This window comes from Nocardia sp. NPDC006630, assembly GCF_040611495.1.
Lineage (GTDB): Bacteria > Actinomycetota > Actinomycetes > Mycobacteriales > Mycobacteriaceae > Nocardia.
Genome location: NZ_JBEXOK010000005.1, coordinates 622,368 through 647,350 on the forward strand (window position 1 = coordinate 622,368; position 24,983 = coordinate 647,350).

The window sequence follows — 24,983 nt, forward strand, 5'->3', positions numbered from 1 at the left end:
AGCATCAGGCCAATTTAGCTGCTGCGCGGCACGATTGCCGATGCGGCGGCGCACCGTGGAGTTACGCCGCCGCAGGGCATCGAGCCGGTGGATGCGCCGGATCACAGCACGATCGGGTCGCCGATGACCCAGTCGCCCGCATCCGCCTCGGGTGAGGTGGCCTCGATGATCGTGTACGCCTGCACCGTCAGCGGTCCGCCGCAGCCGTTCACGGTGAGCCGGTAGTCGTGGTCGACGATGTAACCGGTGCCGCCCGCGGGCAGCTCCTTCTCGCCGAGCTTGATGTCATTGATCTTTCCGGGCGTGATGGACAGATCCACACCGATGCTGCCGCCGATGGTGGGGGCGATGCTCACATTCGCGGACGGTGTCACCAGGTCCGTCCCGGCGCTCACCCCCACCGAGGCGTCGGCGGTGATGCCCACATTCGCCGCGATATCGAACTTCACATCCAGATCGACGGCGCAGGCGACGAAGTAGCCGGTGCGGATCTTGCCGGTGCCGCCCTGCACCCGTCCGTAGGAAGTGTTGTCCAGGTACACCTCCCGACTGGTCGGCATCCCGTTCAAGGGCGGCACCACCCGGGCTGCATTGCCGGTATGCCCGACGGTGATCGACATGCCGTTGGGTGCGGTGGTGGTCTTCTCGTGTGGCGCCAGTACGTCGGCGTGGCCTGCTCCGGCGCCGAGGGTGAGTCCGGCTGCGGTGACTACAGCGGCGAACGCGGTCTTGATGATCATGGTGGTTCCTCCCCGAACCTGTTGCGCCGCTGCGGTAGCGGTCGCGGTGTGGGACTTGCTGGTCCCGAGGAGAAAGTTAGGGAGGACACCCGGTGCGGGCCGAGCGCCTTATGCTCCGGAATGAGGAATAACTGCTGATGAGAGTGGTCGCGACCGGTTCTCCGGTCCGGTCGGCCCGTTTCGTCCGGCCGCCGCGCCCGGGTGTCCGGTCCGGCGCGTCCGGGAGCACCGCCGAAATGCTGCCGCCGCGATTTCCGTGCAGTTCAGAACCGGTTTTCTGTCCGGACCGGACAAACTCTCGGTCTCAGGGCCGGAATGGGGGTGTTTCCCGATGTTGCCTGTCACCGTGGCATGCCAGTATCGGAGGTATGTATCCGTCCGCGCCCCTGTTCGACCCTGCCCGTGGGGCGCTCGATCCCGCGCGCACGGTGGCGGTGCAGCCGCAGCGGCTGATGCGGCGTTCCGGCGGCCGGGTGGTCGGCGGGGTGGCGGGTGGTCTGGCCGACCATCTCGGCATCGATGTCTTCAAGGTGCGCATTGCGTTCGTGCTGCTGTCCGGGCTGCTCGGGGCCGGGGTGGTGGCGTACGGGATGCTGTGGATCTTCACGCCGGGTGGCGGGGACGCGGTGAAGCCGTCGGCATCGGAGCGGCGGCAGGCCATCGGCCTGGTGCTGCTCGGGCTGGCGCTGTCGGTCGGCATGTCGTGGTTGTTCAATGGGACGGCCGCGCAGGTCGTGGGGCCGATCATCGTGGTCGCCATCGGTGCGGCGCTGGTGTGGCGCGAATTCGATGCGGACGGGCCGAGATCCGCCATCGGCCTGCCGTCGCGGCCGTCGGTGGTCACCTGGGCGCGCATTGTCGCGGGCGCGACGCTGATCGTGGTCGGGCTGGGTGTGGTGGTGCTGGCGCGCATCAATCTGAGTTCGCTGGGTTCGGCCCTGCTGGCGGTGGCGGTCACCCTGGTCGGGGCCGGGCTGCTCACGGTGCCGCTGTGGTTGCGCATGGTGCGGGCGCTGAATGATGAACGCGCGGCGCGTATTCGCAATGACGAGCGCGAGGAGATCGCCTCGCATCTGCACGATTCGGTGCTGCAGACGCTCGCCCTGATCCAGCGGCAGGCCGGGGATCAGCACGAGGTGGTGCGGCTGGCGCGCAGTCAGGAGCGCGAGCTGCGCAAGTGGCTGTTCGACGACACCGGGCCGGCGCAGTCGAGTCTGGTTGCGGCGCTGCGCACCATCGCCGGTGAGGTGGAGGATCAGCACGGGGTGAAGGTCACGCCGGTGACGGTGGGCGATGTGACCATGGATGTCGACGACAGCGGAATCGGCCTGCCCAAGGAGCATTTCACCGCACTGCTCGGCGCCAGCCGCGAAGCCCTGGTGAATGCCGCCAAACATGCCGAGGTGCCCTCGATCGACCTGTTCGCGGAGGCCGAACCGCATCAGGTGAGCGTCTTCGTGCGGGACCGGGGCAAGGGTTTCGATGTGAACGCGGTCGAATCCGACCGGCAGGGCCTGACCAGATCCATTCGCGCCCGTATCGAACGGCGCGGCGGGCATGTGGAGATCACCTCGACGCCCGGGCGTGGCACCGAGGTGCGAATCACCATGCCCCGCAAGGATGGTGCCGACGAACGTATTGTGGTGCAGCACGACTCTGCCGAATGAGGAGCTTGTGGTGAGTGTCCGGGTGTTTCTGGTCGACGATCATGCCGTGTTCCGGTCCGGGGTGCGGGCCGAGCTGAGTCGTGAATCCGATATGGAGGTGGTCGGTGAGGCCGGCGGGGTGGCCGAGGCCATTGCCGGAATCAAGGCGACCACACCGGATGTGGTGCTGCTCGATGTGCACATGCCCGATGGCGGCGGAGTAGCCGTACTACAGGGCGTCGAGGCGGGGCCGGTGTGCCTGGCGCTCAGCGTTTCCGATGCGGCCGAGGATGTGATCGCGGTGATTCGCGCGGGGGCGCGTGGCTATGTCACCAAGACGATCTCGGGTCCCGAACTGGCGGACGGCATTCGGCGGGTGGCGGGTGGCGATGCCGTATTCAGCCCGCGCCTGGCCGGTTTCGTGCTGGATTCGTTCACCGGCCGGTCCCAGGTGCCCGAGCCGCCGCTCGATCCCGAACTGGATTCGCTCACCCCGCGTGAGCTGGAGGTGCTGCGCCTGCTGGCGCGCGGCTACACCTACCGGGAGATCGCCGAGAACCTGTTCATCTCGGTGAAAACGGTCGAGACCCACGCCTCCAACGTGCTGCGAAAGACCCAGCAGTCCAACCGCAATGCCCTGACCCGCTGGGCCCATCGCCGCCGCATCGATTGAGCTACAGCACGACCAGAATGACGATGATGATCAGCAGGCCGATGAGCAGGCCGATCGCTACAGCCAGGGGTCCGGCGTTGGGGCCGAGCTTGGAGAGGTCGAAGCCCTTCGACTTCTGCTGCGGGGCAGCGGGTGCGGCGGTGGAATTGGCGCGCTGCGGGCGGGGGAGCGGGCTGGAGTGCGGGCTGCGCAGTCCGGCAGCGGAATTGCGCGCCGCCCAGGCCGGAATGGTGCCGTCGTCGGTGCGCACCGGCGCGCCGAGAATGTAGGGCGCGGTACCGGGACCGAAAGCCGCGGTGAGGATTTCATTGCGCGCCTCAGCCATGGTGGGGCGCCGCTGCGGCGCCGGTTCCATCATGTGCAGCAGCACCGAGGTGAGCGGTCCGCTGCGCTGCGGCGGAATCACCTGCGCCATGGCGGCGCGTTCCACGATCACCCCGCTGTCGTCGTGGAAGCCGTACGGCGGCTGGCCCTCCATGGCGGTGTACAGCGTTGCGCCGAGCGAGAATACGTCGCTGGCGGTGGTCGGCTGGGCGCCGCGCGCGACCTCCGGCGGCAGGTAGGCGGGGGTGCCGGTGATGACATCGCCGACATCGTCGGCATCGCCCGCGGCGCTGGAGATGCCGAAGTCGCTGAGTTTGACCATGCCGACCTCGTCGCCGCGATCGGCTACCAGAATATTGCCGGGCTTGATGTCACGGTGCACGATGCCCGCGGCGTGCGCGGTGGCCAGTGCGTCGGCGACCTGCGCGCCGATCTGCGCGACCTCGATGGGGGAGAGCGCGTTGGTCAGCGAGATGGCCTTGGCGACGCTGCGCGAGGGCAGGTACTCCATCACCAGCCAGGGTTCGCCGTTCTCGAGCTCCACGTCGTACACGGCGATGGCGTGCTCGTGCGAGAGCTTCGCGGCCACCCGGCCCTCGTGCATGATGCGTCGCCGCACCTCCTGGGCCTCGTGCTCATTGAGTCCGGCGGTGGTGAGCACCTGCTTGATGGCGACATCGCGGTTGAGTAGGCGGTCCTTCGCCAGCCACACCGCACCCATGCCGCCGCCACCGAGCTTCGATTGCAGACGGTAGCGGCCGGCCACCAGGTAATCGGGGCCGACGATGGGACGGGCGCGTTCGGTCACGGGTGCAGGGTAGCGGAAAACCATCCTGACTGGCCTGGTTCGAAACTCGAGGTTTGCGCCACTGCCTCTTGACGCGTGCCGAGGCTCGAGTTCTACTGTGCTTGAATCGAACATATATTCGACTATCGTGAGTAGCTGAGTTGGTGCTGGCTGATCCGTCCCGGACCTGTAGGGGGTTCGGGATATGGCCTCGGCGCAGTGCGGTGGAGCCCTGCGCTCCAGGGAATTGGGTCCCCATCGATTGGGAGAGGTGGTCGATAGATGGGTTCGGCGGAGGAGGCCAAGCAGCTGCAGCTGGCCGAATTGCGGCGGCGCATGGCGGCGATTCCGGCGCGCGGCGCCGAGGTGTCGGTTCGCCTGCCGGGTGTGCAATCGGGCGCGGTGGCGCGGCAGGTGCAGCCGGTGGCGGCGGGTTCGCGACTGGAGACGGGTGCGCCGGCGACAAGCGCGGGCACCCGGATGGTGGGCGCGGAGTTGCGGCGGGAATCGCTGCCGGTGCCGCCCGCGCTCGAAAACCTTTTGCCCGAAGGCGGTTTGGCGAAGGGGTCGGTGGTCTTGTACTCCGGTGCCAATTCCCTGCTCTCCGGTTTGCTGGCCGCGGTCACCGGTTCCGGCGGTCATGCCGCGGTGGTCGGCGTGCCGCGTTTCGGCTTGCTGGCAGCAGCGGAAATGGGTGCGCGACTGGACCGTTTGGCCGTTGTCGTCAATCCCGGTCCGGATCCGCTCGAAGTCGCCTCGGTGTTGCTGGACGGCCTGGATCTGGTGATTCTGGGCTTGAACGGTGCTTCGGTGCCCATGTCCCGCACCCGAGTGCTCACCGCGCGCGCCCGGAGCAAGGGCTCCACGCTGGTGGTCACCGGTGGTTTCTGGGCCGGTCCGGTGCTGCGCATCGACAGTCAGGTGACCGGGTACAGCGGCCTGGGCCGTGGTTGCGGCCGATTGCGCACCGTCCGGCTGAATGTCTCCGTACACGGCCGCTCCGCCCAGCCCCGCCTCGGTCATCTCGCCCTGAGCCCGAGTAATGGCCGGGTCGAATGGGTGGATGCGAATCACGCTGTCTCCGAACCGCTGAGCCCCGCCCGCCATGCCGTCTCCTGACCGCCGGGCCTGGGCGGGAGCTGGTGGTGCACGGCGTGCCGCCGATCTGTGCGCGGCGGAGACCGGGGTCGTGGTGTGGTGGGCGTGAAGGCGCGGCGGGTGCTGGCGGTGTGGTGCCTGGATTGGCCGGCGGTGGCAGCGGCTGCCGAGGCAGGGGCGCCGGCTACCCGGGCGGTGGCGGTGCTCTCGGCCAATCGGGTGACGGCGTGTTCGGCGGCGGCGCGGGCGGAGGGGATTCGGCGCGGGCTGCGGAAGCGGGAGGCGCAGGGGCGGTGCCCGGATCTGCTGGTGGCACAGGAGGATCCGGATCGGGATGCGCGACTGTTCGAACCGGTGGTGGCGGCCGTGGATGCGACGGTGCCGGGGGTGGAGGTGCTGCGGCCCGGGCTGCTGGTGCTGTCGGCGCGCGGCGCCGCCCGGTTCTTCGGATCGGAAGAGGCTGCGGCGGAACAGCTTGTGGACGCGGTGGCGGCGGCCGGGGCGGAATGCCAGATCGGCATTGCCGACGAGCTGTCCACGGCGGTGCTCGCCGCGCGCCGCAACACCATTGTGCCGACCGGCCGGGGCGCGGAATTCCTGGCACCGCTGCCGGTCTCCGAGTTGTCGGTGGAACCGGCCCTGGCCGCACCGGAACGCGCCGATCTGGTGGATCTGCTGCGCCGCTTAGGATTACGCCGTATCGGTGATTTCGCCGCGCTCACCCCCGCCGAGGTGGCCTCCCGCTTCGGCACGGATGCCATTGCCGCGCATCGCTGCGCCCGTGCCGAACCGGAGCGCCCGCCCTCCGCGCAGACCCCCGCCCCCGACCTGACGGTGGAATACCGCTGCGATCCTCCGATCGACCGCATCGACGCCGCCGCCTTCGCCGGCCGCCTGCTCGCCACCCGGCTGCACGAGGGCCTCGCCGCCGCCTCGGTGGCCTGCACCCGCCTGGTCATCCACGCGGAAACCGAAGCGGGCGAAGAGTTCTCCCGCACCTGGCGCTGCGCCGAACCCCTCACCCCCGACAGCACCGCCGACCGCATCCGCTGGCAACTCGACGGCTGGCTCACCCGCCGCTCCCTGGACCGCGCCCGCGCCGCCCGATATGGAACGACAGGTCGCGGCGCAGTGCCGCGGCCGGAGGGAAACGGCACGACGGCGTACCCGCCCGGCCGCCGCCCTGATTCGGTCGGATTCGAAGCGGACTCGACCGGGCGCGTTGCCGATTCGAGTGAGCGTGGCACGAGTTCTCCCGGGCGCGGTATGGGTTCTAGTGGGCGCGACGCCAGTTCGGGCGGACGTGGCATCGGTTCGCGTGGGCGTGGCTCGGAATCCGCTGGAGTGGAAGAGAACTCGGATGGGTGGGCGGAGGAGGAGGTACCGGGCTCTCCTATTACCCTGCTGCGGCTGGAACCGGTGGAGGTGGTTTCGGCAGGGGCGTTGCAGCTCGGGCTGTGGGGTGGGGTCGGGGAGGGTGAGGAACGGGCGCGGCGGGCGCTGGTTCGGGTGCAGGGGCTGCTGGGCGGGGATGCGGTGCGGTTGGGGGTGCTCAGCGGCGGGCGCGGGCCCGCGGAGCGGATCACCATGGTGACGCTGGGGGAGGAGCCGGTGCCGGCGGCGGATCCGGCGCAGCCGTGGCCGGGGCGCTTGCCGGAGCCCGCGCCGACCGTGGTGTGGGTGAGCCGGCCGCAGGTGCGGCTGGAGGCGGCGGACGGATCCCCGGTGTGGGTGACCGACCGCGGTCTGTTCACCGCCGATCCGGCGCAGCTGCACTGGGGCCGCAGGTCCTGGCTGCTGATCGGCTGGGCGGGCCCGTGGCCGCTGGACGATCGCTGGTGGACGCACCGGTTCGAGCACGGTTTCGCGGCCCGCGCCCAGGTCCTGCTCGACAAGGACAAGCGCGCCCTGCTGCTGCTCGGCTACAACCACACCTGGCATGTCGAGGGCCTCTACGAGTGAGATCGGACCGAACAGCCCCTGTCTGAATCGCGCAGCCCTTACCGGGCGTGTGCGGCTCGGACACGGGCTGTGCCGTCGATGGAGACGGCCGGGCGAACGGTAGCGGCGGGCTGGTCACCGGTTATGGCGGTGCGCACAAGCTGCGGCGAGGTGGAAGGCCGGTCCGTAGGCTGGTTGATCGTGGAGACGGTCAGCAGGGTCGCGTTCGATGACGTGTCGATCGCCTATCGGGATTCCGATGCGGCGGGGCACGGGTCGAACGATGCGCCGGTGATGCTGGTGCACGGGATGGGTGGGGACGGGCACACCTGGGATCGGTTCGCGGCGGAGCTGGTGCGGCAGGGGCGGCGGGTGATCATTCCGGATCTGCGGGGGCACGGCCGGAGCGGGCATGCCGATTCGTATCGTTTCCCGGAGTTCGGCGCGGATGTGCTGCGGCTGTGCGATCGGCTGGGCCTGGTGCGGGTCGATCTGGTCGGGCATTCGCTGGGTGGTTACGCGGTGTCGTGGGTCGCCATGGAGCGTCCGGAATTGGTGCGGCGGTTGGTTATTGAAGAGCAACCGTTGCCGCTGCGTTCCGGGGACGAGCAGATGACCCTGACCCGCCGCCTGCCGTCGCTGCCGGAGCTGTGGCACGCCACCAGCAGTCTGGTCCGGCATCCGCGCGCGGTGCTGGCTTTCGACCGCGCCATGACCGGCACCGCACTGGAGCAGTTCCGCAAGCCGCTGCCGGAATGGTGGGAGGGCCTGCCCGGGATCACGGCGCCGACGCTTTTCCTGCGCGGCGGCCCGGGCGGCATGGTCGACCCGGCGAAATTGGAATTGCTGCGCACCGCAGTTCCCGAGTGCACGGTGCGGGTCTTCAGCTCCGGGCACAGCATTCACCGCGATCGCTATCCGGAATTCGCGAGCACCGTTCTGCCCTTCCTGGGGCACTGAGCTGGTGTGTTCCCGATGCGCCGGACAATTGCGTTTTACGGGGACCGAACACCGCAGGCCCCGGCGGAATCTACAGTTAGACGGTGTCCGCACTCGAGCGTCCTACCCTGTTCTTCGCCGATGAGCAGTCGTTTCGGGAATGGCTGGCGGCCAATCACGCTGCCGTCGACGGTATTTGGATGAAATTCGCCAAAAAGGGGACCGGCTGGGTCTCGCTGGACCATGCCCGCGCACTCCGGCAGGCCCTGTGTTTCGGCTGGATCGACGGCCAGGCCCGGCCGCTGGACGAGGAGTTCTATCTTGTCGGATTCACCCCGCGCCGCCGCCGTAGTCCGTGGTCACAGCGCAATGTGGGGCTGGTCGCGGAATTGATCGAGCAGGGTCTCATGCATCCGGCGGGGCAGGCGGAGATCGACCGCGCCAAGGAGGACGGCCGCTGGGACAATGCCGCCGGTCGCGATCTGCCGGAGGATTTTCTCGCCGCCCTCGCGCGCAATCCGGAGGCGGCGGCCTTCTTCGAGACGCTGCCCGCGCAATCGCGGATCGTCGTCGGATACCACCTGGGCAGTGCGGTGCGGCCGGAAACGCGGGCGCGCCGGCTCGAGCAGTTGATTCGCAAACTGGCCGATGGGCAGCCGCTGTGACGGCGTTCGAGGGGCTGGCCTGTTCGGCTGCCGCGCGGGAGATTCCACTACCCGGCAGCGCCACCCGCATCACCGGCTGGCTGTGTATCGAACAGCCCGGCGCGTGGGGTCGCGATGTGATCGGCGATGAGGTGCTCGGGTCCGAGATCACCGCCGAACTGGCGGCGCGCACCAAGGCCGCCCAGGTGCGTCCCATGGTGATCCGCCGCCCCGGGCGCTATGAATTCGACGGTGTGCGTACGGTTCTCATCGCCAGTTCCCGGCCCGAGGGCTCCTGGTGTGAACGCTTGGAGATCACCGACCTCAAAGAATTGCTGGATCTGGACCTGCACCTGCTCAATGGCCCCCCGCCGGGAATCGGTGCGCTGGTGGAGGAACCGCTGATCCTGGTCTGCGCGCACGGTAAGCGCGATCAGTGCTGCGCACTGCTCGGCCGTCCGATCGCGGCGGGTCTGTCCGATCTGTATCCGGACCGGGTCTGGGAGTGCTCGCATACCGGCGGTCACCGCTTCGCTCCGGCCGTGGTGCTACTGCCGGCCGGTCTGACCTACGGTCGTATGGACGGGGATTCGGCCGTAGCCATGGTCGAAGCGGCCGGCCGCGGCGAGGTATCGCTGACCGGTTTCCGTGGCCGGAGTTGCTACACACCGGTCGAGCAGGTCGCGGAAGTAACTGTGCGCCAAGAGATCAGCGACGAAACCTATACCCGCCGCGCCACGGACGGCAATGCGCAGCCCATCGCCGGTGACGCCGACCCGGGTGCGGGCATCGACGACCTCACCGTGGAACTCACCGAAATCGGCAGTGCCACAGTCGAAGACCACGCCACCTTCGCGGGCGCGGCCACGGTGACCCACCGCGACGGCCGCCGCTGGCTGGTCACCACCCGCTCCGTCGCCTACGCCCCGCGCCAAGCCAGCTGTGGCGCCTCGCCGAAACCCGCCACCGCGGTGGTTGCCGACCGGATCCACCCACTGCACTGAGATCCCCGCTATCCCGCGAGCGCCTCCGTAATCTCGCGTGCTTCGGTTGAGGTTGACCCGCTGCTCAGTGTGGTCTGGGCTCCGGAACTTCGAAGAGCGCCAGGGTGATTCGGTAGAGCAGGGGAGTGAGGTCCGGGAGGTCGGCGGCCCGGGAGAAGAGCAGGCAGTCGCGGACGCGGTCGTCGATGGCGCCGATGAGCACGTCGAAGACCTCGGTCTCGATGTCCGCCGGGATATCGCCTGCGGCGCGGCCGATGTCGAATGCGGCGCGCATGCGGGCCGCGAAGATCTTCTTCAGGTCGACGCGCTGGCGGGCTACCCGCGGTCCGGCGGCGAAGGCCTCGGTATGCAGGGCGTGCGCGAATTCGCTGTGCTCGGCGAGGAATCGCAGGTATTCGCCGAGTGTGGTGCGGACCAGACTGCGCCAGTCGGTGCGCGGTGCGGCGGCGATGGCCGCGTCCATGGCGGCGACCACCTGTGCGACCGCCTCGGAGTAGGCCGCCGCGAAGCAGTCTTCGCGATCGGTGAAGAACTGGTAGAAGGTGCGCCGGGAAATATTGGCGCCGGCCACGATATCGGCCACGGTGGTGGCGGCGTACCCGCGCTCGGACACCGATTCGAGCACGCTCCACATCATGCGGAAGCGCTGTGAATTCTCCACCGTCAGACGGTCGAGGCCGTGGCTGCCACGGGGCAGCCGGGCGCGGCCGACAGCGGGATCGAGACTCATCAGTCGAGGATAACCAGTTGTTTCCGCCGCGCGGGTTACCGCGTGTGACAGGCGCCGAAGCAATGTGGCGGGCAGCATCATTGCACTCGTACGTGTCGCCCGTTACAGTCACGACCCGTTGGGTACGCGAATGTTTCTTTGTCGAGGGGTCGGATGAAACTCGGGAATTCTTGGGGGCGTGCCGTCGGTGCACTAGCCCTGATCACCGCGGCGGTGACGGTCGGCGCGCTGGCGACGCCGGTCGCGGCAAGCACACCGGACGCCGGTTCGCTCGGTGCGCAGTGGACCGCTGCCCAGGATGATCCGCCGCAGTATCCGGGCGTGCACATCGACTGGGACGTGCCGATCACCATGAGTGACGGAACGGTGTTGAAGGCCAATGTCTATCGGCCGATGAACGCCCAGGGCCAGATCGTGGACACCCCGCTCCCGACCATCGTGAATATGACCCCGTACACCAAACTTGTGTCGATGATCGCCGATTCGGCGCTGTCGGTACCGGTGCTGCCGGACATTCTGAGCAATTTCCTGCAGGGCTTCGACCTGTCCGGCGTCGGCCTGGGCGGGCTCACCGACCTCGCCAAGGCGCTGCCGGGCGGTGCGGCCCGGTTGTTCACCGCCGACCGCAAACTGATTCAGAGCGGGTACACGCAGGTGGTCGCCGATGTGCGCGGCACCGGTTTCTCCGAGGGTGTGTGGCAGGTCTTCCAGCAGCGCGAACAGCTCGACAGCGCCGAGGTGATCGACTGGGCGAGTAGGCAGTCCTGGTCGGACGGCAAGGTCGGCATGAGCGGTATCTCGTACTCGGCCATCAATCAGCTGCATGCCGCCGAACAGCAGCCGCCCGCGCTGAAGGCCATCTTCCCGGTGGAACCTGGCAGCGATCTGGTGCGTGATGTGCTCGCCACCGGTGGTGCGCTCGGATTCGGTTTCATCCCACCGTGGTTGCTCGGTGTCGACAGTCTCAAGCTCATTCCGGATCTGTCCGCGCTGTTCTCCGGCAATTTCGACTGGAAGTGGCTGGCGGACCGGCTGCAGAGCCCGATGACGTTCTTCGACTACATCATTCAGGCGCTCACCATCCAGAGCGTGCCGGAGATTCCGGACAATCTGAAGAGCCTGCTGGAGACGGACAGTCCGCTGCGCCAAGGCTGGCTCGGTCATCCGGACAAGGTGCGGGTGCCGACCATGGTCTACGGCGGCTGGCATGACATCTTCACCTATTCCGAACCGCGCATCTACAACGCGATTCCGTTGCCGCCCGGGCAGAAACAGCTGATCATGGGCGATACCTACCATGCGGATCCGGGCAGCGGTTTCGGTGCGCCGGGTGCGCCGCCGCGCATGGATGTGCTGCAGCGCGCGTGGTTCGACCACTGGCTCAAGGGAATTGACAACGGCATCGACGGGTACGGCCCGGTGACGCTGTTCCAGCAGGGCGGATCGTGGACCACCGCGGGCGAATTCCCGCGCAGCGAAGCCGATTACCGTCGCATGTACCTGTCCGGAGCGCCCAGCGGCACCGCGGGCGGCAGCCTGTACGACGGCAGTCTGAGCACCGAACCCGGTGGGCCGCAGCGGCTTACCGTCGGCGCCGGGGTCATGAGCCTGTGCTCACGCGATGCCGCGCAGATCACCGCCGGTATCACCGCCGTCCTCGACGCCTGCGCCAAGGATGCCCGGCCGATGGAACTCAACGGCCTGACCTTCACCAGCCCGCCCGTCGCGCAGGCGACCACCCTCTCCGGTCCGGTGAACCTGCATCTCAATACGGTGCTGGACGCGACCGACGGTTACTGGTCGGCAACCATCAATGATGTTGCCCCTGACGGCCGTTCCACGGTTCTCACCTCGGGCCAGCTGACCGCCTCGCTGCGAAAGGTGGACGACGCCAAGGCATCCCGCTCGGCGAACGGCGATTACACCGATCCCTACCCGTACCTGACCCTGGACACCCGTGAGCCGCTGGTTCCCGGGCAGCCCACCCAGCTCGATCTGGGCCTGACCGCCACCGACGCCGTCCTGCAACCGGGCCACCGCCTCCGCGTGGACGTCTTCGCCTTCAATTTTCCCCGCGGCCTTCCGCTCCGGCCGCTGCTCAACGAAAGCCAACTCCTCCCGCAGCACATCGATATCGACCCCAGCGCTCCCAGTTGGATCAACGTACCCATCGGCGGCAACCCGGGCTGGTAGGAAAACTCCGTACGAAAAACCCCTCCGCCCCGGGACAGTCGCTGGGTCGGAGGGGTTTTCTTTACAGTTCTCGGCACGAGTAGCAAACTGTTGGTAACTGATATTCGTATCAGCCCGATACTCCGAGCAACATCTATTCGGGAGGTTCGGAATGCGATCTGTGATGCGACTTGCCGCCGGGGCCGTAATTACCACCGCGGTAGCGGCTGCCACGCTGGTCGGTGGCGGGGTGGCCCAGGCTGACGTCCCGGTCGGGGACGCCAACTGTCATCTGTACAACATCTTCAATACCGGTGGAATGTCGAATTGTGAACTGCCGACCTGGCATCAGGTGAAGCTCACCTGCGTGGCGTGGCCGGTGCCGTTCACCTACTGGAAGTACGGCCCGGTGCAGTACGGGCAGAACCAATCGTGGGCCAGTTGTGATTCGCTGAACGCGCTGGTGGGTCTCGAAGTAATCCAGGCGTGAGCAGCGCTCGGCGGGAGACTGTACACGGCGGGAAACAGTTCGGCGGCAACGCTTTCCGGTGCTGATGAGCGGAAAGCGCTGCCGTCGAGGTGATTCGGATCGGTGAGTCGCTACGCGCTCACCAGTGCGTGCCGGGCACCAGCCGCGCGGCCCGGCGCAGTGCGGTGCCGGTGACGCGGATCGCGGGCGGCACTGTCCGTCGGTGACGTTGCGGCACAACAACTTCTACATCGACGGTCTCCGGCTCGAGCACCGTCTCGCCCTTGGCGGCGGGGGAATCGCCGATGGCGCGGTAGTAGCGGTGCAGCACCCGCTCCTTGATGGCCGGTGCGACCAGACTGCCGTACTCCGCGAGCGTGCCCAGCGGCACATCGATGCGGCGCGGCCGCTCGCTGAGGGCCCGCACGATGGTCGCCGCGGCCCACTCCGGGGACTGGGTGGAGGTGCCCTGATCGCCACTGGGCGTGATCATCGGAGTGCGCACCAGCGGCATATGGATGGTGGTGAAAGTGACGTTGTCGGAGAACATTTCGGCCGCGGTCACCTCGGCGAACTTGTCCAGGGCCGCCTTGCTGGCCAGATAGGCGGCGAAGCGCGGGGTGGCCACCTGCACGCCGGCGCTCGAAATATTCACGATGTGACCGAATTTGCGCTCCCGCATCTGCGGCAGCAGCGCGAGGGTCATGCGGACGGCGCCGAAATAGTTGACCGCCATGGTGCGCTCGAAGTCGTGCATGCGATCGGTGGAGCGGTGCACGGCCCGGCGGATGGACCGCCCGGCATTGTTGACCAGCATGTCGACATGCCCGTGCTCGGCGAGGATGAGCGTGATGGCGGCGTCCACGGAGTCGGCGTCGGTGACATCGCACTGATAGCCGTGCGCCTCGCCCCCGGCGGCCTTGATCTCGTCGACCACGACGGCCAGTTCCTCACCGCGGCGGGCCATCAAAAATACGACCGCGCCCTTTTCGGCGACGGCCAGCGCGGCGGAGCGCCCGATGCCGGAGGAGGCCCCGGTAATGACAACGTGCTTGCCGGTCAGGTCGCGCCGGGCGCGCCGACGGGCCAGGTAACCGTTGTCGTCGGCGGCTGAGCTATCGGTCATCACTGCTCCCTTGCAGATCGAAGTGCCTTGAACTTACTCCAAAGTAAGTTCCGGTGCCAGGAGTGGCGCGCGCAGGGGTGGTCACGATGTCCGGCCGGTCGCTGAACCGGTGGGTGAGTTTTACAGACCGTTCGGTTGGGTCTGGCGTAATGTCTCGAATCATCGAATGTATGTTCGATGCCCGGAAGGGTTCGATCGAGGCGGAGGAGGCGGGGCGTGGGCTGGCACAATGGTCCGCCGACCTGGTCGGAGCTGGAACGCGTGCTCTCCGGCCGGCCCGGCCGGGCCCGGGAGATCGAGGGCGACGGCGGCGACAGCCCGGCCTGGTCCCGCAAGCGCGAAAAATACGAGGCCGGACCGCGGGAACGCGTCGAGCGCTCGGGGACGCCGTACGCGGAACTGCACACCCACTCCGCCTACAGCTTTCTCGACGGCGCCAGCCCGCCCGAGGAACTCGTGGAGGAGGCGGTGCGGCTCGGTCTGGAAGCGCTCGCGCTCACCGATCACGACGGGTTCTACGGGGTGGTGCGCTTCGCCGAGGCCGCCCGCGAATGGGGGATGCCGACCGTCTTCGGGGCCGAACTGTCCCTCGGCACCGCCGCCCGTGCCGGAGCGCATCTGGCGCCGCGCGGCACCCGCAGGCGGGGCGGGCGCTCGGACTCCGAGGGCCGGGACGGCGCCGCTCGCGACGGGCGGCGCGGCCGGGGGCGCGGTGAGAGCGGAGCGGGACAGGGTGAGATCGGCGGGGCGGATTCCGCGCCGCGCACCGGTGCGCCGGATCCGGTCGGGCCGCATCTGCTGATACTGGCGCGCGGGCAGGAGGGGTACCGCCGGTTGTCGCGGGAGATGGCGGCCGCGCATATGGCGGCGGGGGAGAAGGGGGTGCTGCGCTACGACCTGGATCGGCTCACCGAGGCGGCGGGCGGGCACTGGCATGTGCTCACCGGATGTCGCAAAGGGACTGTGCGGCAAGCACTTCAGCAGAGTGATGCCGCCGGGGAAGCCGCGCTGCGTGATCTCGTGGAGCGGTTCGGCCGCGAACACGTGAGTGTGGAGCTCACCCACCACGGTGTTCCCGAGGACGATGAGCGCAATGCCCGGCTCATCGCCCTGGCCGATCGGCTGGGATTGCCCGTATTGGCCACCACCGGAGCACATTTTGCCGCACCGCCGCAGCGGCGCCGGGCCATGGCGCTGGCCGCCATTCGGGCACGGTCGAGTCTGGACGAGATGGCGGGCTGGCTGGCCCCGACCGGCGGCGCGCATCTGCGCTCCGGTGCGGAGATGGCGCGGCTGTTCGCGGACTGCCCGCGCGCCGTCGCGAATGCTGCTGCGCTGGCCCGGGAATGCGCCTTCGATCTGCGCTTGATCGCACCGCAACTGCCGCCCTTCGACGTTCCGGCGGGACATGACGAGAACTCCTGGCTGCGGGAGCTCACCATGGCGGGCGCGGAGCGCCGCTACGGTCCGCGCGCGGACAATCCGAAGGCGTACCGGCAGCTCGAACACGAACTGGCGGTGATCGCCGAGCTGAAGTTCCCGGGCTACTTCCTGGTGGTGCACGACATCGTGAGCTTCTGCCACAACAGCGACATTCTTTGCCAGGGCAGGGGTTCGGCGGCGAACTCGGCCGTCTGCTACGCCATCGGCATCACCAATGTGGATCCGGTCGCGAACAAACTGCTGTTCGAGCGGTTCCTGTCACCCGAGCGCGACGGGCCGCCCGATATCGACGTCGATATCGAATCGGATCGGCGCGAGGAGGCGATTCAGCACGTCTACGCCAAGTACGGGCGTGAGTACGCCGCGCAGGTGGCCAATGTGATCACCTACCGCGGCCGGTCGGCGGTGCGCGATGCCGCACGCGCGCTGGGGTTTTCGACTGGTCAGCAGGATGCGTGGAGCAAACAGGTGAGCCGGTGGACGGGCGTCGCCAAGGAGGAGCAGACCGATATTCCGGCGGACGTGCTCGGATTGGCCGGTGAATTGGAAGGATTGCCGAGGCATTTGGGCATCCACTCCGGTGGCATGGTGATCTGTGATCGGCCCATCGCCGATGTCTGCCCGACCGAATGGGCGCGCATGGCGGGGCGCAGCGTACTGCAGTGGGACAAGGACGACTGTGCCGCAGCGGGTTTGGTGAAATTCGATCTGCTGGGGCTCGGCATGCTCTCGGCGCTGCACTACATGATCGATCTGGTCGCCGAGCACCGGGGCGAGACCGTCGAACTGCACCGGCTGGATCTCACCGAGGCCGCCGTGTACGACATGCTGTGCCGCGCGGACTCGGTGGGCGTATTCCAGGTGGAATCGCGGGCGCAGATGGCGACACTGCCGCGACTGAAACCGCGTAATTTCTACGATCTGGTGGTGGAGGTGGCGCTCATCCGGCCGGGGCCCATTCAGGGCGGATCGGTGCATCCCTATTTCCGCCGCCGCAACGGTCGCGAAGAGGTCACCTATGACCATGCGGCGCTGGAGAATTCGCTGGAGCGCACGCTCGGCATCCCGCTGTTCCAGGAGCAGCTCATGCAGATGGCCGTGGATATCGCCGGATTCACCGCCACCGAAGCCGATCAGCTGCGCCGGGCCATGGGTTCCAAACGCTCGCCGGAGAAGATGGAGCGGCTGCGCGAACGCTTCTATCAGGGCATGCGCGAACTGCACGGCATTACCGGTGAGATCGCCGACCGCATCTACGAGAAGGTGTACGCCTTCGCGAATTTCGGTTTCCCGGAGAGTCATTCGCAGAGTTTCGCCTCCCTGGTCTTCTATTCTTCGTGGTTCAAGCTGCACCATCCGGCGGCCTTCTGCGCGGGTCTGCTGCGGGCGCAGCCGATGGGGTTCTACTCCCCGCAATCGCTGGTCGCCGATGCGCGGCGGCACGGGGTGGCGGTGCACGGGCCGGATATCAATCACAGTCTGGCCGAGGCCACGCTGGAGGCGAAGGGTACGCAGATCCGGCTCGGCTTGGCGGCGGTCCGCAGTATCGGCACGGAGTTGGCCGAAAAGATTGTGGAGGCTCGCGCGTCCGGGCCCTACACCTCGTTCCTGGATCTCACCGGGCGGGTGGAATTGACTGTGCCGCAGGCGGAATCGCTGGCCACCGCGGGTGCGCTGGGCAGTCTCGGCAGTACCCGGCGGCAGGCGCTGTGGGCGGCCGGGGCCGCGGCGGGCGAACGTCCCGATCGGCTGCCGGGTATCGGCGCGGCCACCGAGGCGCCCGCGCTGCCCGGAATGAGCGCGCTGGAATTGGCCGCCGCCGACGTGTGGGCCACCGGGGTCTCGCCCGGCAGTTATCCGACCGAATTCCTGCGGCCCCGCCTCGATGCGCTGGGTGTGGTGCCCGCCGACCAGTTGCTCGGAATCCGGGATGGCACACGAGTTCTGGTCGGCGGCGCGGTCACCCACCGGCAGCGTCCCGCCACCGCGGGCGGCGTCACCTTCCTCAATCTCGAGGACGAGACCGGCATGGTGAATGTGGTCTGCTCGGTCGGTCTCTGGGCGCGTTACCGCAGACTCGTGCAAACCGCGCCTGCCCTGCTCATTCGCGGGCAGGTGCAGAATGCCGAGGGTGCGGTCACCGTGGTCGCCGACCATGTGCAGCGCATGGATCTGCGCATAGAGGGCCGTTCTCGCGACTTCCGCTGACCTGCTACGACTTCCGCCGCGGGGCAGGGCTACGGCTCGGTCAGAAGTCGCCGCCCCCGCCGGAATCGCCGCCGCCGAAGTCGCCGCCGCCCGAGTCGCCGCCGCCGAAATCGCCACTGCCGCCGCCGAAGTCGGAGTCGCCTCCGCCGCCGCCCCAATCCTGCTGGGGCTGATTGTCGTAGCCGCCGCCCTGGTCGTAACCGCCCTGGTTGGAGTCGCGGTCGCGCTGCTCGTTCTCGCCCGACTCCTTGCCGAGCTCGTAGCCGAGGAGTCCGCCGCCGACCGCACCGGCCGCCGCACCGAGGCCGCCGGCCATGCCGGGGCTCATACCGGAGCGCTGCGGGCCGTAGCCGCCGCCCGGATAACCGCCACCCTGCGGATAGCCGCCGCCTTGGTAGCCGCCACCGGGGAAACCGCCGCCGCCGAATTGGTTGCCGCCACCGCCGCCGCGGCGCTTACGGAGCAGCATGACGACCGCGCCCACCACGAGGGCGATGATCAGTACCGGGCACAGCAGTCCCAGCCAGCCGAAGCCATTGCTCTTCTTGGTGGCCACGGGCGCGGGCGCCTGATTGTGCGCGGTGGTCGCCGGTCCGGCCTGTTCGGTGTCCGACTTCAGCACGCTCAGCGCCGCGATGGTCGCACCCGTGTAATCACCGGATCCGAAGGAATTCGTGAATGCCGAAGTGGCGGAGGAGGTATCGCGAATGTGCGAGTCGGTCCCGGTCCGGATGGCCAGATGCTTGGATTTGGTATTGATGGCTATGACCACGTCGGCCGGGTTCACCACCTTGGTCTGCGCCTCTTTGTCGAACGCCGTCTTGTCGTCGGAGAACTTCTCGGTGGTGAAGATCTGCACCGGATTCGACAGCGTGTTCGCCGCGGCGGTCACCTTGGTGACGTCGAGCACATGGGAGTCGTCCTTCACCGTGACCGGTCCGGCCGTAGCCGTCCCCATCACCAGCAGTCCCACCCCCAGGAGCGCTGCCAGCAGAAACATCAACCGTTTGATCATCTCCGACTTTCCTTTCGGACGATCCGTACCGTCACGACATACGCGACACTACTGTCACCCCGAAAGGAGCAGCCAGTGCCGACAGTGGTCCGGGCAACCATCAAACCCAACAGCAGGAAGGGCCCACTCGTCGAAATCCTCGACGACGGCGCCCTCCAGCTGTACGTCCGCGCCCCCGCTACGGAGGGCAAGGCCAATAAAGCAGCCTGTGAACTCCTGGCCGACCACTACGACGTACCCAAATCCGCCGTCCGTATCACCGCCGGCGCCACCTCCCGCTTCAAACGCTTCGAGATCGACGACTGAGCCCCACTCAACTCCGGTCGTCGAGCCACGCCAGAATCCCGGCCACGGCCTCGGGATCCAGGATGGTGTCCGGGCTGCTGTAACTGACGGCCACCGCCTCCGGAGTCAGCTCCGCGCGCGGCCGAAGTTCTTGTTTGAGAACATGATTCATATTCTCCGGGAAGAGAAAGCTCACATTCGAGTGGCCCTCGGCAGCCCGCTGCAACGGCCCGCCATCGGCTACCCGATCCACCTGAACGTCCTTGTCTCCTATGACGATCAGCACCGGAACATCCACCTGGCCGAGCAGTTCGGACTCGTCGGCGACCCAGAGTTCGCGGGTGAACGGCAGATTGAACGGCGTCTCCAGACTCGCCACCAATTGCCGGATACCTTCGGGCAGTGCGGGATCCGGCGCGGCCGGTTCACCCGCCTGGAATCGGGCGACGGCCGCATCGTAGAGCGCCATCATGGCATCGCCCTCCGGCACGGTCGCGGCCTGCGCGGCCAGTTGCCAGCGCGCCACCGCCCCGACCGACCGCCCGGGCGGGCTGACGAGCACCAGGCCCCGCAGCGAGATCGCGGGCTTGCCCAGCTGATAGTTGAGCGCGTGCAGGGTGCCTTCACTATTGCCGAGCGCGAAGATCCGATCATCACGGATGAACTCCTGATCGGCGGCGACCCGCACCGCACCCGCGAACTCCTCGGCGAACCCCGCCATGCTCACCTTGCCGAGCAGCGCCGGAAGCTGCTCCTTCCCGTGCACCCCGATCCCGCGCTTGTCGTACCGCACCGAAGCGATTCCGGCCCGCGCCAACCTCTCCGCAATGAGCCGCCCACTCCCATTGCTCCCCGGCAACATCGGTGAATTCCAATCCCGATCGGTAGGCCCACTCCCCGCCGCCAGCACCACCGCCGGAAACGGCCCCTCCCCAACCGGCCGAACGAGCGTCCCGTACACAGTGACCGAATCCACCGCCCACGTGACGTCCGAACTCTCCCCAACCGAACCAGATTCGCTCATCAGCCCGTTCTACACGCCCCCGGAAAACCCCTGCTGACACCGAGCTGTGAACCCGGTGACATCAGAATTCGAGTTCGGCCCAGGGGATGTGGATCGGGAACGGGAAGTCGAACTCGATGCCGTTGGTGTCGGCGGGCGTCCATTCGCCGGTGAGAAGGTAGTTGGCCGTTCGGAGTGGATGGACACCGTCTGGCAGTTGCCCGGGCTCGGCTTGCAGGCCGTAAGCGCGCACTATCGCGATGGCGCTGGTTTCGCCGGCCAGGGAAACCTCCCAGTACCAGGGGATTCCGGCGCTCGCGTAGCGGCCCTTCTTGGCCTCGACGATGGACTGGGTGTTGGCAGGAGACAGAACCTCGCCGACCAACAGGGCGTCGGTGGCGCGAATATCCTGGTAGGCGGCCTCGAGACAACGGTGGACCAGGAAGTCCGGTGTCAGGAAGTCGGATTTGCCGCTGCGCCCGAGGAAGATGTTCGTCTCATCGGTTACCCGCCAGCAGTTCTCGGGGTGATGTGAAGTGTCAACTCGTGCGCACTTGCGCAAACCACTCCACATCAGGTTGGTGAAGGTCTGATGCTCCGAGGGGCCGCGTCGTAGCCAGACCACGCGTCCGTCCCACAGTTCGATCTGCGAGGCGATCTCTTCGGGGAGTCGCTCGAGTTCCTCCCACGTCATGTACTCGGGGAGCTCGGGTTGTGTATACGGGAGCGCCACGTCGTCAGGGTAGTTCGGCATATCCGCAGCCTCCCGGGGTTTACGAGGACAGGACGGTTTCGTCCTTATTGTCGCGGGCCTTGGTTGCCAGTAGACCGCTACCGGCGCGGTCTGTCACTACACCGCGCCCGGGAAGCCCTGTTGGCGCCAGGCTTCGTAGATGGCTACGGCGGCGGCGTTGGAGAGGTTCATGGAGCGGCGGCCGGGGAGCATGGGGATGCGGAGGTGGTCGGTGATGCGGGGGTGGGTGAGGACCTCTTCGGGGAGGCCGGTGGGTTCGGGGCCGAGGAGCAGGACGTCGCCGTCTCGGTAGGTGATGTCGGTGTAGCGGGTGGTGGCGGCCGCGGTGAAGGCGAATACGCGCTCGGGGTTGATGGAATCCCATGCGGCGGTGAGGTTTTCGTGGACCGTGACGGAGGCCAGGTCGTGGTAGTCCAGGCCGGCGCGGCGCAGCTTCGGTTCGGAGAGGTCGAACCCGAGCGGCTCGATCAGGTGCAGCGCGCAGCCGGTGCCGGCGGCGAGCCGGATGGCATTGCCGGTGTTGGGCGGGATGCGCGGTTCGAAGAAGACCAGATGGAACACGGGGTCCAGGTTAAGCTCTGCGTCGTGAGTCCAGCCCATGCCGCCCCCGAACAGCGCAGCAACCGGTTCGCCGCGGCGGTGCGTGACAACCTGCCCATCCTGCTGGTGGCCGCGGTGATGCTGGTGGCCGTGGTGTTCCTGGCCTGGGATCGCTGGCGGCGCGGGACGTTCTTCTTCGGCGGTGCGACGCTGCTGGCGGCGGCGCTGCGACTGCTGCTGCCGACCGAGCGGGTGGGCCTGCTGGCGGTGCGGAGCAAGCCGTTCGACGTGGGCTGGACGGCGGTGCTCGGCAGCGTGATCATCGTGCTCGCCGCGACCATCAACAGTCTGGGCGTCACGTAAGGCTGGCGTCACCCAGCCGCGCGAAGCCTTCAGCCGTGCGAAACCGTCAGCCGTGCGAAACCGGCACCGCGCAGATCAACGGCAAACTCCCCGGAAGCCGGGCTTCCGGGGAATTCTCTAGTGGGTGTTGTCGACTGTGCTCAGACGTTGGTGAGGCGGCGACCCAGCTCACGGCGCAGGATTTCCTGATCCGGTAGCCGGTGGAGCACACGCAGCACGGCGGGGCGAAGCTCGTGCTGCTCCTCATCGGAGAGCAACGCGACGAGATCGCGAAGATCCATGTCATCGAAGGCTGCTGTCATGTCACCACCATACGACCACCGCCGAGTTTCGGCACGGATTCCGGTCTCCGGTTACCTGGTGTCACGCGAACGAAACCGACAGTGCGTCAAGATAATTCGTACGAAACAGGCGCGACTCATGGCATTGTCTGCGGTCATTGCACCGCAGGCATTACATACCGGTCGGTCGCACGCGATAGTACCGATCACGCACGCGCGGCGCGCGCCAGCTCCATCGTCTCGAGCATCAGCTTGCTGACCGCCTCGGTCTCGGTGAGGAAGCCGTCGTGGCCGTCGCGGGAGTGCACGATCTCCAGCCCCTTACAGCCCGGCAGCAGATCGGCCAGCTCCTGCTGATTGCGCAGCGGATACAGGCGATCGGAATCCACGCCACCGACCACACACGGTACCGGCGTGCCCGACAGCGCCGCCTCGATGCCACCGCGCCCACGGCCCACGTCGTACCGATTCAGCGCCTCGGTGAGCAGCACGTAGGTGGCCGGATCGAAACGCGAGATGAGCTTGTCGGCCTGGTATTCCAGATAGCTCTGCACCGCGTAACGCCCACCCTCCCAGGGGTTCTCGTCACCCTGGGCGAAATTCTCGAAGCGGTGATCGAGCTCGGCCTCGGCGCGATAGGTGAGATGCGCCATGCGCCGGGCCAGGCCCATACCGGTCATCGGGGCGCGCCCGGTGCCGTAGTAGTTACCGCCCTGCCAGTCCGGATCGGCCTTGATGACGGCGATCTGGGTGGTCTGCTGGCCGAGCTGATCGGCGGTGGCCCGCGCACTGGCCGCGAGCACCAGCGCCGCGCCGACCCGTTCCGGATATCCGATCATCCACTCCAGCACCCGCATGCCGCCCATGGAACCGCCCACGACGGCGGCCAGGCGCTCGACCCCGAGCACATCGAAGAACTGGGCCTCCGCGGTCACCTGATCGCGCACGGTGATCTCGGGAAACCGTCCGCCCCAAGGCTTTCCGTCCGGCGCCAGCGACGCCGGACCGGTGCTGCCCTTGCAGCCGCCGAGCACATTGGTGGCGATGACACACCACTCGCGGGTGTCGATGGCCTTACCGGGACCGATGGTCCCGTCCCACCAGCCGGCCTGATCGTGATGCACATCGGCCGGCCCGACCACATGCGAATCACCGGTCAGCGCATGCTCGATCAGCACCAGATTGTCGGCATTCGCCGATAGTTCGCCCCAGCGTTGCACGGCCAGCGTCACGTCGGGAAGGACGGCGCCGCTCTCCAGCGCCACCTCCCCGATCGTAATGCTGCCGAGCGTGCCGTCCGGCGGCGGAAGCAGGACTTCCGCCGTCGAACGGGCAGTGCTCGATTCGATATTCGCGGTCAACTTGCGGCCGCCGTCAATCCGGCGCGCAGGTCCGCCAGGATGTCGTCGATGCCCTCGATACCTACGGCCAAACGGACCAGACCAGGGGTGACGCCGGAGGCGAGCTGCTCCTCGGGTGTCAGCTGGGAGTGGGTGGTGGACGCCGGGTGGATGACGAGGGAACGCACATCCCCGATGTTAGCGACATGGCTGTGCAGCACCAGGGTGTCCACGAACTTCTTGCCCGCATCCACGCCGCCGGCCAGTTCGAACGAGACGATGGCGCCGACACCCTTGGGAGCCAGTTGTTTGCCACGCTCGAACCACGGCGAGCTGGGCAGCCCCGCGTAGTAGACCTTCTCGACGCCCGGCTGCTGCGTCAGGAACTCCGCCACGGCCTCCGCATTGGACACGTGCCGCTCCAGCCGCAGGCTCAGCGTCTCGATGCCCTGGCTGATCAGGAAGGCGTTGAACGGCGAAGCCGCGGCGCCCAGATCGCGCAGCAGCTGCACCCGTGCCTTGAGTGCGTACGCCGGCGCGCCGAGATCGGCGAAGACGGCGCCGTGGTAGCTGGGATCGGGGGTGGTGAAGCCCGGGAAGCGCGGCTCACCGTCGGCATCGCGCACGGTCCAGTCGAAGGTGCCGCCGTCGACGATCACGCCCGCGACCGCGGCGCCGTGCCCGCCCAGGTACTTGGTGGCCGAGTGCACCACGATGTCCGCGCCGTGCTTCAGCGGCTGGAGCAGGTACGGCGTGGCGACGGTGTTGTCCACGATCAGCGGGATGCCCGCCGCGTGCGCGACACCGGCGATGCCCGGGATATCGAAGATCGAGCTGCTCGGATTGGCGATGGTCTCGCCGTAGAACGCCTTGGTGTTCGGCCGTACGGCCGCTTCCCACTGCGCCAGATCATCGGGATCCTCGACGAAGCTGACCTCGATGCCCAGCTTGGGCAGCGAGTAGTGGAAGAGGTTGTAGGTACCGCCGTACAGGTGCGGGCTGGACACGATGTGATCGCCCGCCGAGGCGAGGTTCAGGATCGCGTAGGTCTCCGCGGCCTGTCCGGAGGCCAGCAGCAGTGCGGCCACACCGCCCTCGAGCGCGGCGATGCGCTGCTCCACCACGTCCTGGGTGGGATTCATGATGCGGGTGTAGATATTGCCCGGCTCGGCGAGACCGAACAGTGCGGCGGCGTGATCGGTATCGCGGAAGGCGTACGAGGTGGTTTGGTAGATCGGCAGGGCGCGCGCGCCGGTGGTGGCGTCGGGAGCCTGTCCGGCGTGGATCTGCTTGGTCTCGAAGGACCAGTTGGCCGGGTCGATGTCGCTGGTTGCCGAAGAGGCAGCGGGCGCGGTCGAGTCACTCATGTCGTGCTCCAGAGAAAAGGTCGCCGAATGGCGGAGGTGGACGTTATCGGAAGGCGAATAAGCTTCGACAACAACACATCTCGGGTCCTCC

The 24,983-nt window shown here is 67.6% G+C and carries 23 protein-coding genes; 12 read left to right on the forward strand and 11 right to left on the reverse strand.

The genetic code is table 11. The features are described from left to right. Positions 1-101 precede the first annotated feature (101 nt). Positions 102-740 (reverse strand): MspA family porin, encoded by a 639-nt coding sequence (locus ABZX86_RS17755; RefSeq protein WP_355124643.1) that lies wholly within the window; start codon positions 738-740, stop codon positions 102-104. A gap of 452 nt (positions 741-1,192) precedes the next feature. On the opposite strand from ABZX86_RS17755, the gene ABZX86_RS17760 reads away from it, so the two are divergent. Both ABZX86_RS17760 and ABZX86_RS17765 read left to right on the forward strand, forming a co-directional pair. After that, positions 1,193-2,407 (forward strand): PspC domain-containing protein, encoded by a 1,215-nt coding sequence (locus tag ABZX86_RS17760; RefSeq protein WP_327146401.1) that lies wholly within the window; start codon positions 1,193-1,195, stop codon positions 2,405-2,407. Between the two features lie 22 nt (positions 2,408-2,429). After that, a complete protein-coding gene (locus ABZX86_RS17765; protein WP_327146402.1) occupies positions 2,430-3,059 on the forward strand; it encodes a response regulator transcription factor in 630 nt (209 codons plus the stop codon). Position 3,060: 1 nt separating this feature from the next. Here the strand turns inward: ABZX86_RS17765 and ABZX86_RS17770 are convergent, their stop codons facing one another. Next, positions 3,061-4,191, reverse strand: coding sequence for a serine/threonine-protein kinase (locus tag ABZX86_RS17770; RefSeq protein ID WP_355124645.1), 1,131 nt, complete (start codon positions 4,189-4,191; stop codon positions 3,061-3,063). A gap of 261 nt (positions 4,192-4,452) precedes the next feature. Between ABZX86_RS17770 and ABZX86_RS17775 the strand changes: the two genes are divergently transcribed. The 5 genes from ABZX86_RS17775 to ABZX86_RS17795 all read left to right on the forward strand — a co-directional run bounded on the left by ABZX86_RS17775 (position 4,453) and on the right by ABZX86_RS17795 (position 9,796). Continuing rightward, positions 4,453-5,289, forward strand: coding sequence for a hypothetical protein (locus tag ABZX86_RS17775; protein ID WP_355124647.1), 837 nt, complete (start codon positions 4,453-4,455; stop codon positions 5,287-5,289). A gap of 75 nt (positions 5,290-5,364) precedes the next feature. Beyond that, a complete protein-coding gene (locus ABZX86_RS17780) occupies positions 5,365-7,230 on the forward strand; it encodes a DNA polymerase Y family protein (protein ID WP_355124649.1) in 1,866 nt (621 codons plus the stop codon). A gap of 177 nt (positions 7,231-7,407) precedes the next feature. After that, positions 7,408-8,169, forward strand: coding sequence for an alpha/beta hydrolase (locus ABZX86_RS17785; protein WP_355124874.1), 762 nt, complete (start codon positions 7,408-7,410; stop codon positions 8,167-8,169). A gap of 83 nt (positions 8,170-8,252) precedes the next feature. Further along, positions 8,253-8,813: a YdeI/OmpD-associated family protein gene (locus ABZX86_RS17790; protein WP_355124651.1), complete on the forward strand. Its 561-nt coding sequence runs from the start codon at positions 8,253-8,255 to the stop codon at positions 8,811-8,813. Next, positions 8,810-9,796, forward strand: a complete 987-nt coding sequence (locus ABZX86_RS17795; RefSeq protein WP_355124653.1) for a sucrase ferredoxin — start codon at positions 8,810-8,812, stop codon at positions 9,794-9,796. The genes ABZX86_RS17790 and ABZX86_RS17795 overlap by 4 nt, the downstream gene beginning before the upstream one ends. Before the next feature lie 64 nt (positions 9,797-9,860). Here ABZX86_RS17795 and ABZX86_RS17800 read toward each other — a convergent pair whose 3' ends face one another. Continuing rightward, a complete protein-coding gene (locus tag ABZX86_RS17800; RefSeq protein ID WP_355124655.1) occupies positions 9,861-10,526 on the reverse strand; it encodes a TetR/AcrR family transcriptional regulator in 666 nt (221 codons plus the stop codon). Positions 10,527-10,679: 153 nt separating this feature from the next. On the opposite strand from ABZX86_RS17800, the gene ABZX86_RS17805 reads away from it, so the two are divergent. Then, complete coding sequence (locus ABZX86_RS17805; protein WP_355124657.1) at positions 10,680-12,719, forward strand: CocE/NonD family hydrolase; 2,040 nt, start codon at positions 10,680-10,682, stop codon at positions 12,717-12,719. 151 nt (positions 12,720-12,870) lie between these two features. Further along, positions 12,871-13,188, forward strand: a complete 318-nt coding sequence (locus tag ABZX86_RS17810; RefSeq protein ID WP_355124659.1) for a hypothetical protein — start codon at positions 12,871-12,873, stop codon at positions 13,186-13,188. 118 nt (positions 13,189-13,306) lie between these two features. On the opposite strand, the gene ABZX86_RS17815 is transcribed toward ABZX86_RS17810, so the two are convergent. Continuing rightward, a complete protein-coding gene (locus tag ABZX86_RS17815; protein ID WP_355124661.1) occupies positions 13,307-14,293 on the reverse strand; it encodes an SDR family NAD(P)-dependent oxidoreductase in 987 nt (328 codons plus the stop codon). 216 nt (positions 14,294-14,509) lie between these two features. On the opposite strand from ABZX86_RS17815, the gene ABZX86_RS17820 reads away from it, so the two are divergent. Beyond that, entirely contained in the window at positions 14,510-17,944 is a 3,435-nt protein-coding gene (locus ABZX86_RS17820; protein WP_355124663.1) for an error-prone DNA polymerase, read from the forward strand. Positions 17,945-17,984: 40 nt separating this feature from the next. On the opposite strand, the gene ABZX86_RS17825 is transcribed toward ABZX86_RS17820, so the two are convergent. Next, positions 17,985-18,959, reverse strand: a complete 975-nt coding sequence (locus ABZX86_RS17825) for a hypothetical protein (RefSeq protein WP_355124665.1) — start codon at positions 18,957-18,959, stop codon at positions 17,985-17,987. Positions 18,960-19,034: 75 nt separating this feature from the next. Between ABZX86_RS17825 and ABZX86_RS17830 the strand changes: the two genes are divergently transcribed. After that, entirely contained in the window at positions 19,035-19,265 is a 231-nt protein-coding gene (locus ABZX86_RS17830) for a DUF167 domain-containing protein (RefSeq protein WP_355124667.1), read from the forward strand. A gap of 7 nt (positions 19,266-19,272) precedes the next feature. Here ABZX86_RS17830 and ABZX86_RS17835 read toward each other — a convergent pair whose 3' ends face one another. From ABZX86_RS17835 to ABZX86_RS17845, 3 genes are all read right to left on the reverse strand, one after another. After that, entirely contained in the window at positions 19,273-20,268 is a 996-nt protein-coding gene (locus ABZX86_RS17835) for an alpha/beta hydrolase (RefSeq protein WP_355124669.1), read from the reverse strand. Between the two features lie 61 nt (positions 20,269-20,329). Beyond that, entirely contained in the window at positions 20,330-21,001 is a 672-nt protein-coding gene (locus ABZX86_RS17840) for a Uma2 family endonuclease (RefSeq protein WP_355124671.1), read from the reverse strand. Positions 21,002-21,097: 96 nt separating this feature from the next. Continuing rightward, on the reverse strand, positions 21,098-21,562 hold the full coding sequence (locus ABZX86_RS17845; protein ID WP_355124673.1) for a tRNA (cytidine(34)-2'-O)-methyltransferase: 465 nt from the start codon (positions 21,560-21,562) through the stop codon (positions 21,098-21,100). Between the two features lie 24 nt (positions 21,563-21,586). On the opposite strand from ABZX86_RS17845, the gene ABZX86_RS17850 reads away from it, so the two are divergent. Next, positions 21,587-21,904 (forward strand): DUF3017 domain-containing protein, encoded by a 318-nt coding sequence (locus ABZX86_RS17850; protein WP_355124675.1) that lies wholly within the window; start codon positions 21,587-21,589, stop codon positions 21,902-21,904. Positions 21,905-22,044: 140 nt separating this feature from the next. Here the strand turns inward: ABZX86_RS17850 and ABZX86_RS17855 are convergent, their stop codons facing one another. The 3 genes from ABZX86_RS17855 to ABZX86_RS17865 all read right to left on the reverse strand — a co-directional run bounded on the left by ABZX86_RS17855 (position 22,045) and on the right by ABZX86_RS17865 (position 24,892). Further along, on the reverse strand, positions 22,045-22,206 hold the full coding sequence (locus tag ABZX86_RS17855) for a hypothetical protein (protein WP_297622201.1): 162 nt from the start codon (positions 22,204-22,206) through the stop codon (positions 22,045-22,047). Between the two features lie 185 nt (positions 22,207-22,391). Then, positions 22,392-23,546 (reverse strand): homoserine O-acetyltransferase, encoded by a 1,155-nt coding sequence (locus ABZX86_RS17860; protein WP_355124678.1) that lies wholly within the window; start codon positions 23,544-23,546, stop codon positions 22,392-22,394. Beyond that, on the reverse strand, positions 23,543-24,892 hold the full coding sequence (locus tag ABZX86_RS17865; protein WP_327143855.1) for a bifunctional o-acetylhomoserine/o-acetylserine sulfhydrylase: 1,350 nt from the start codon (positions 24,890-24,892) through the stop codon (positions 23,543-23,545). The genes ABZX86_RS17860 and ABZX86_RS17865 overlap by 4 nt, the downstream gene beginning before the upstream one ends. Positions 24,893-24,983: the final 91 nt, after the last annotated feature.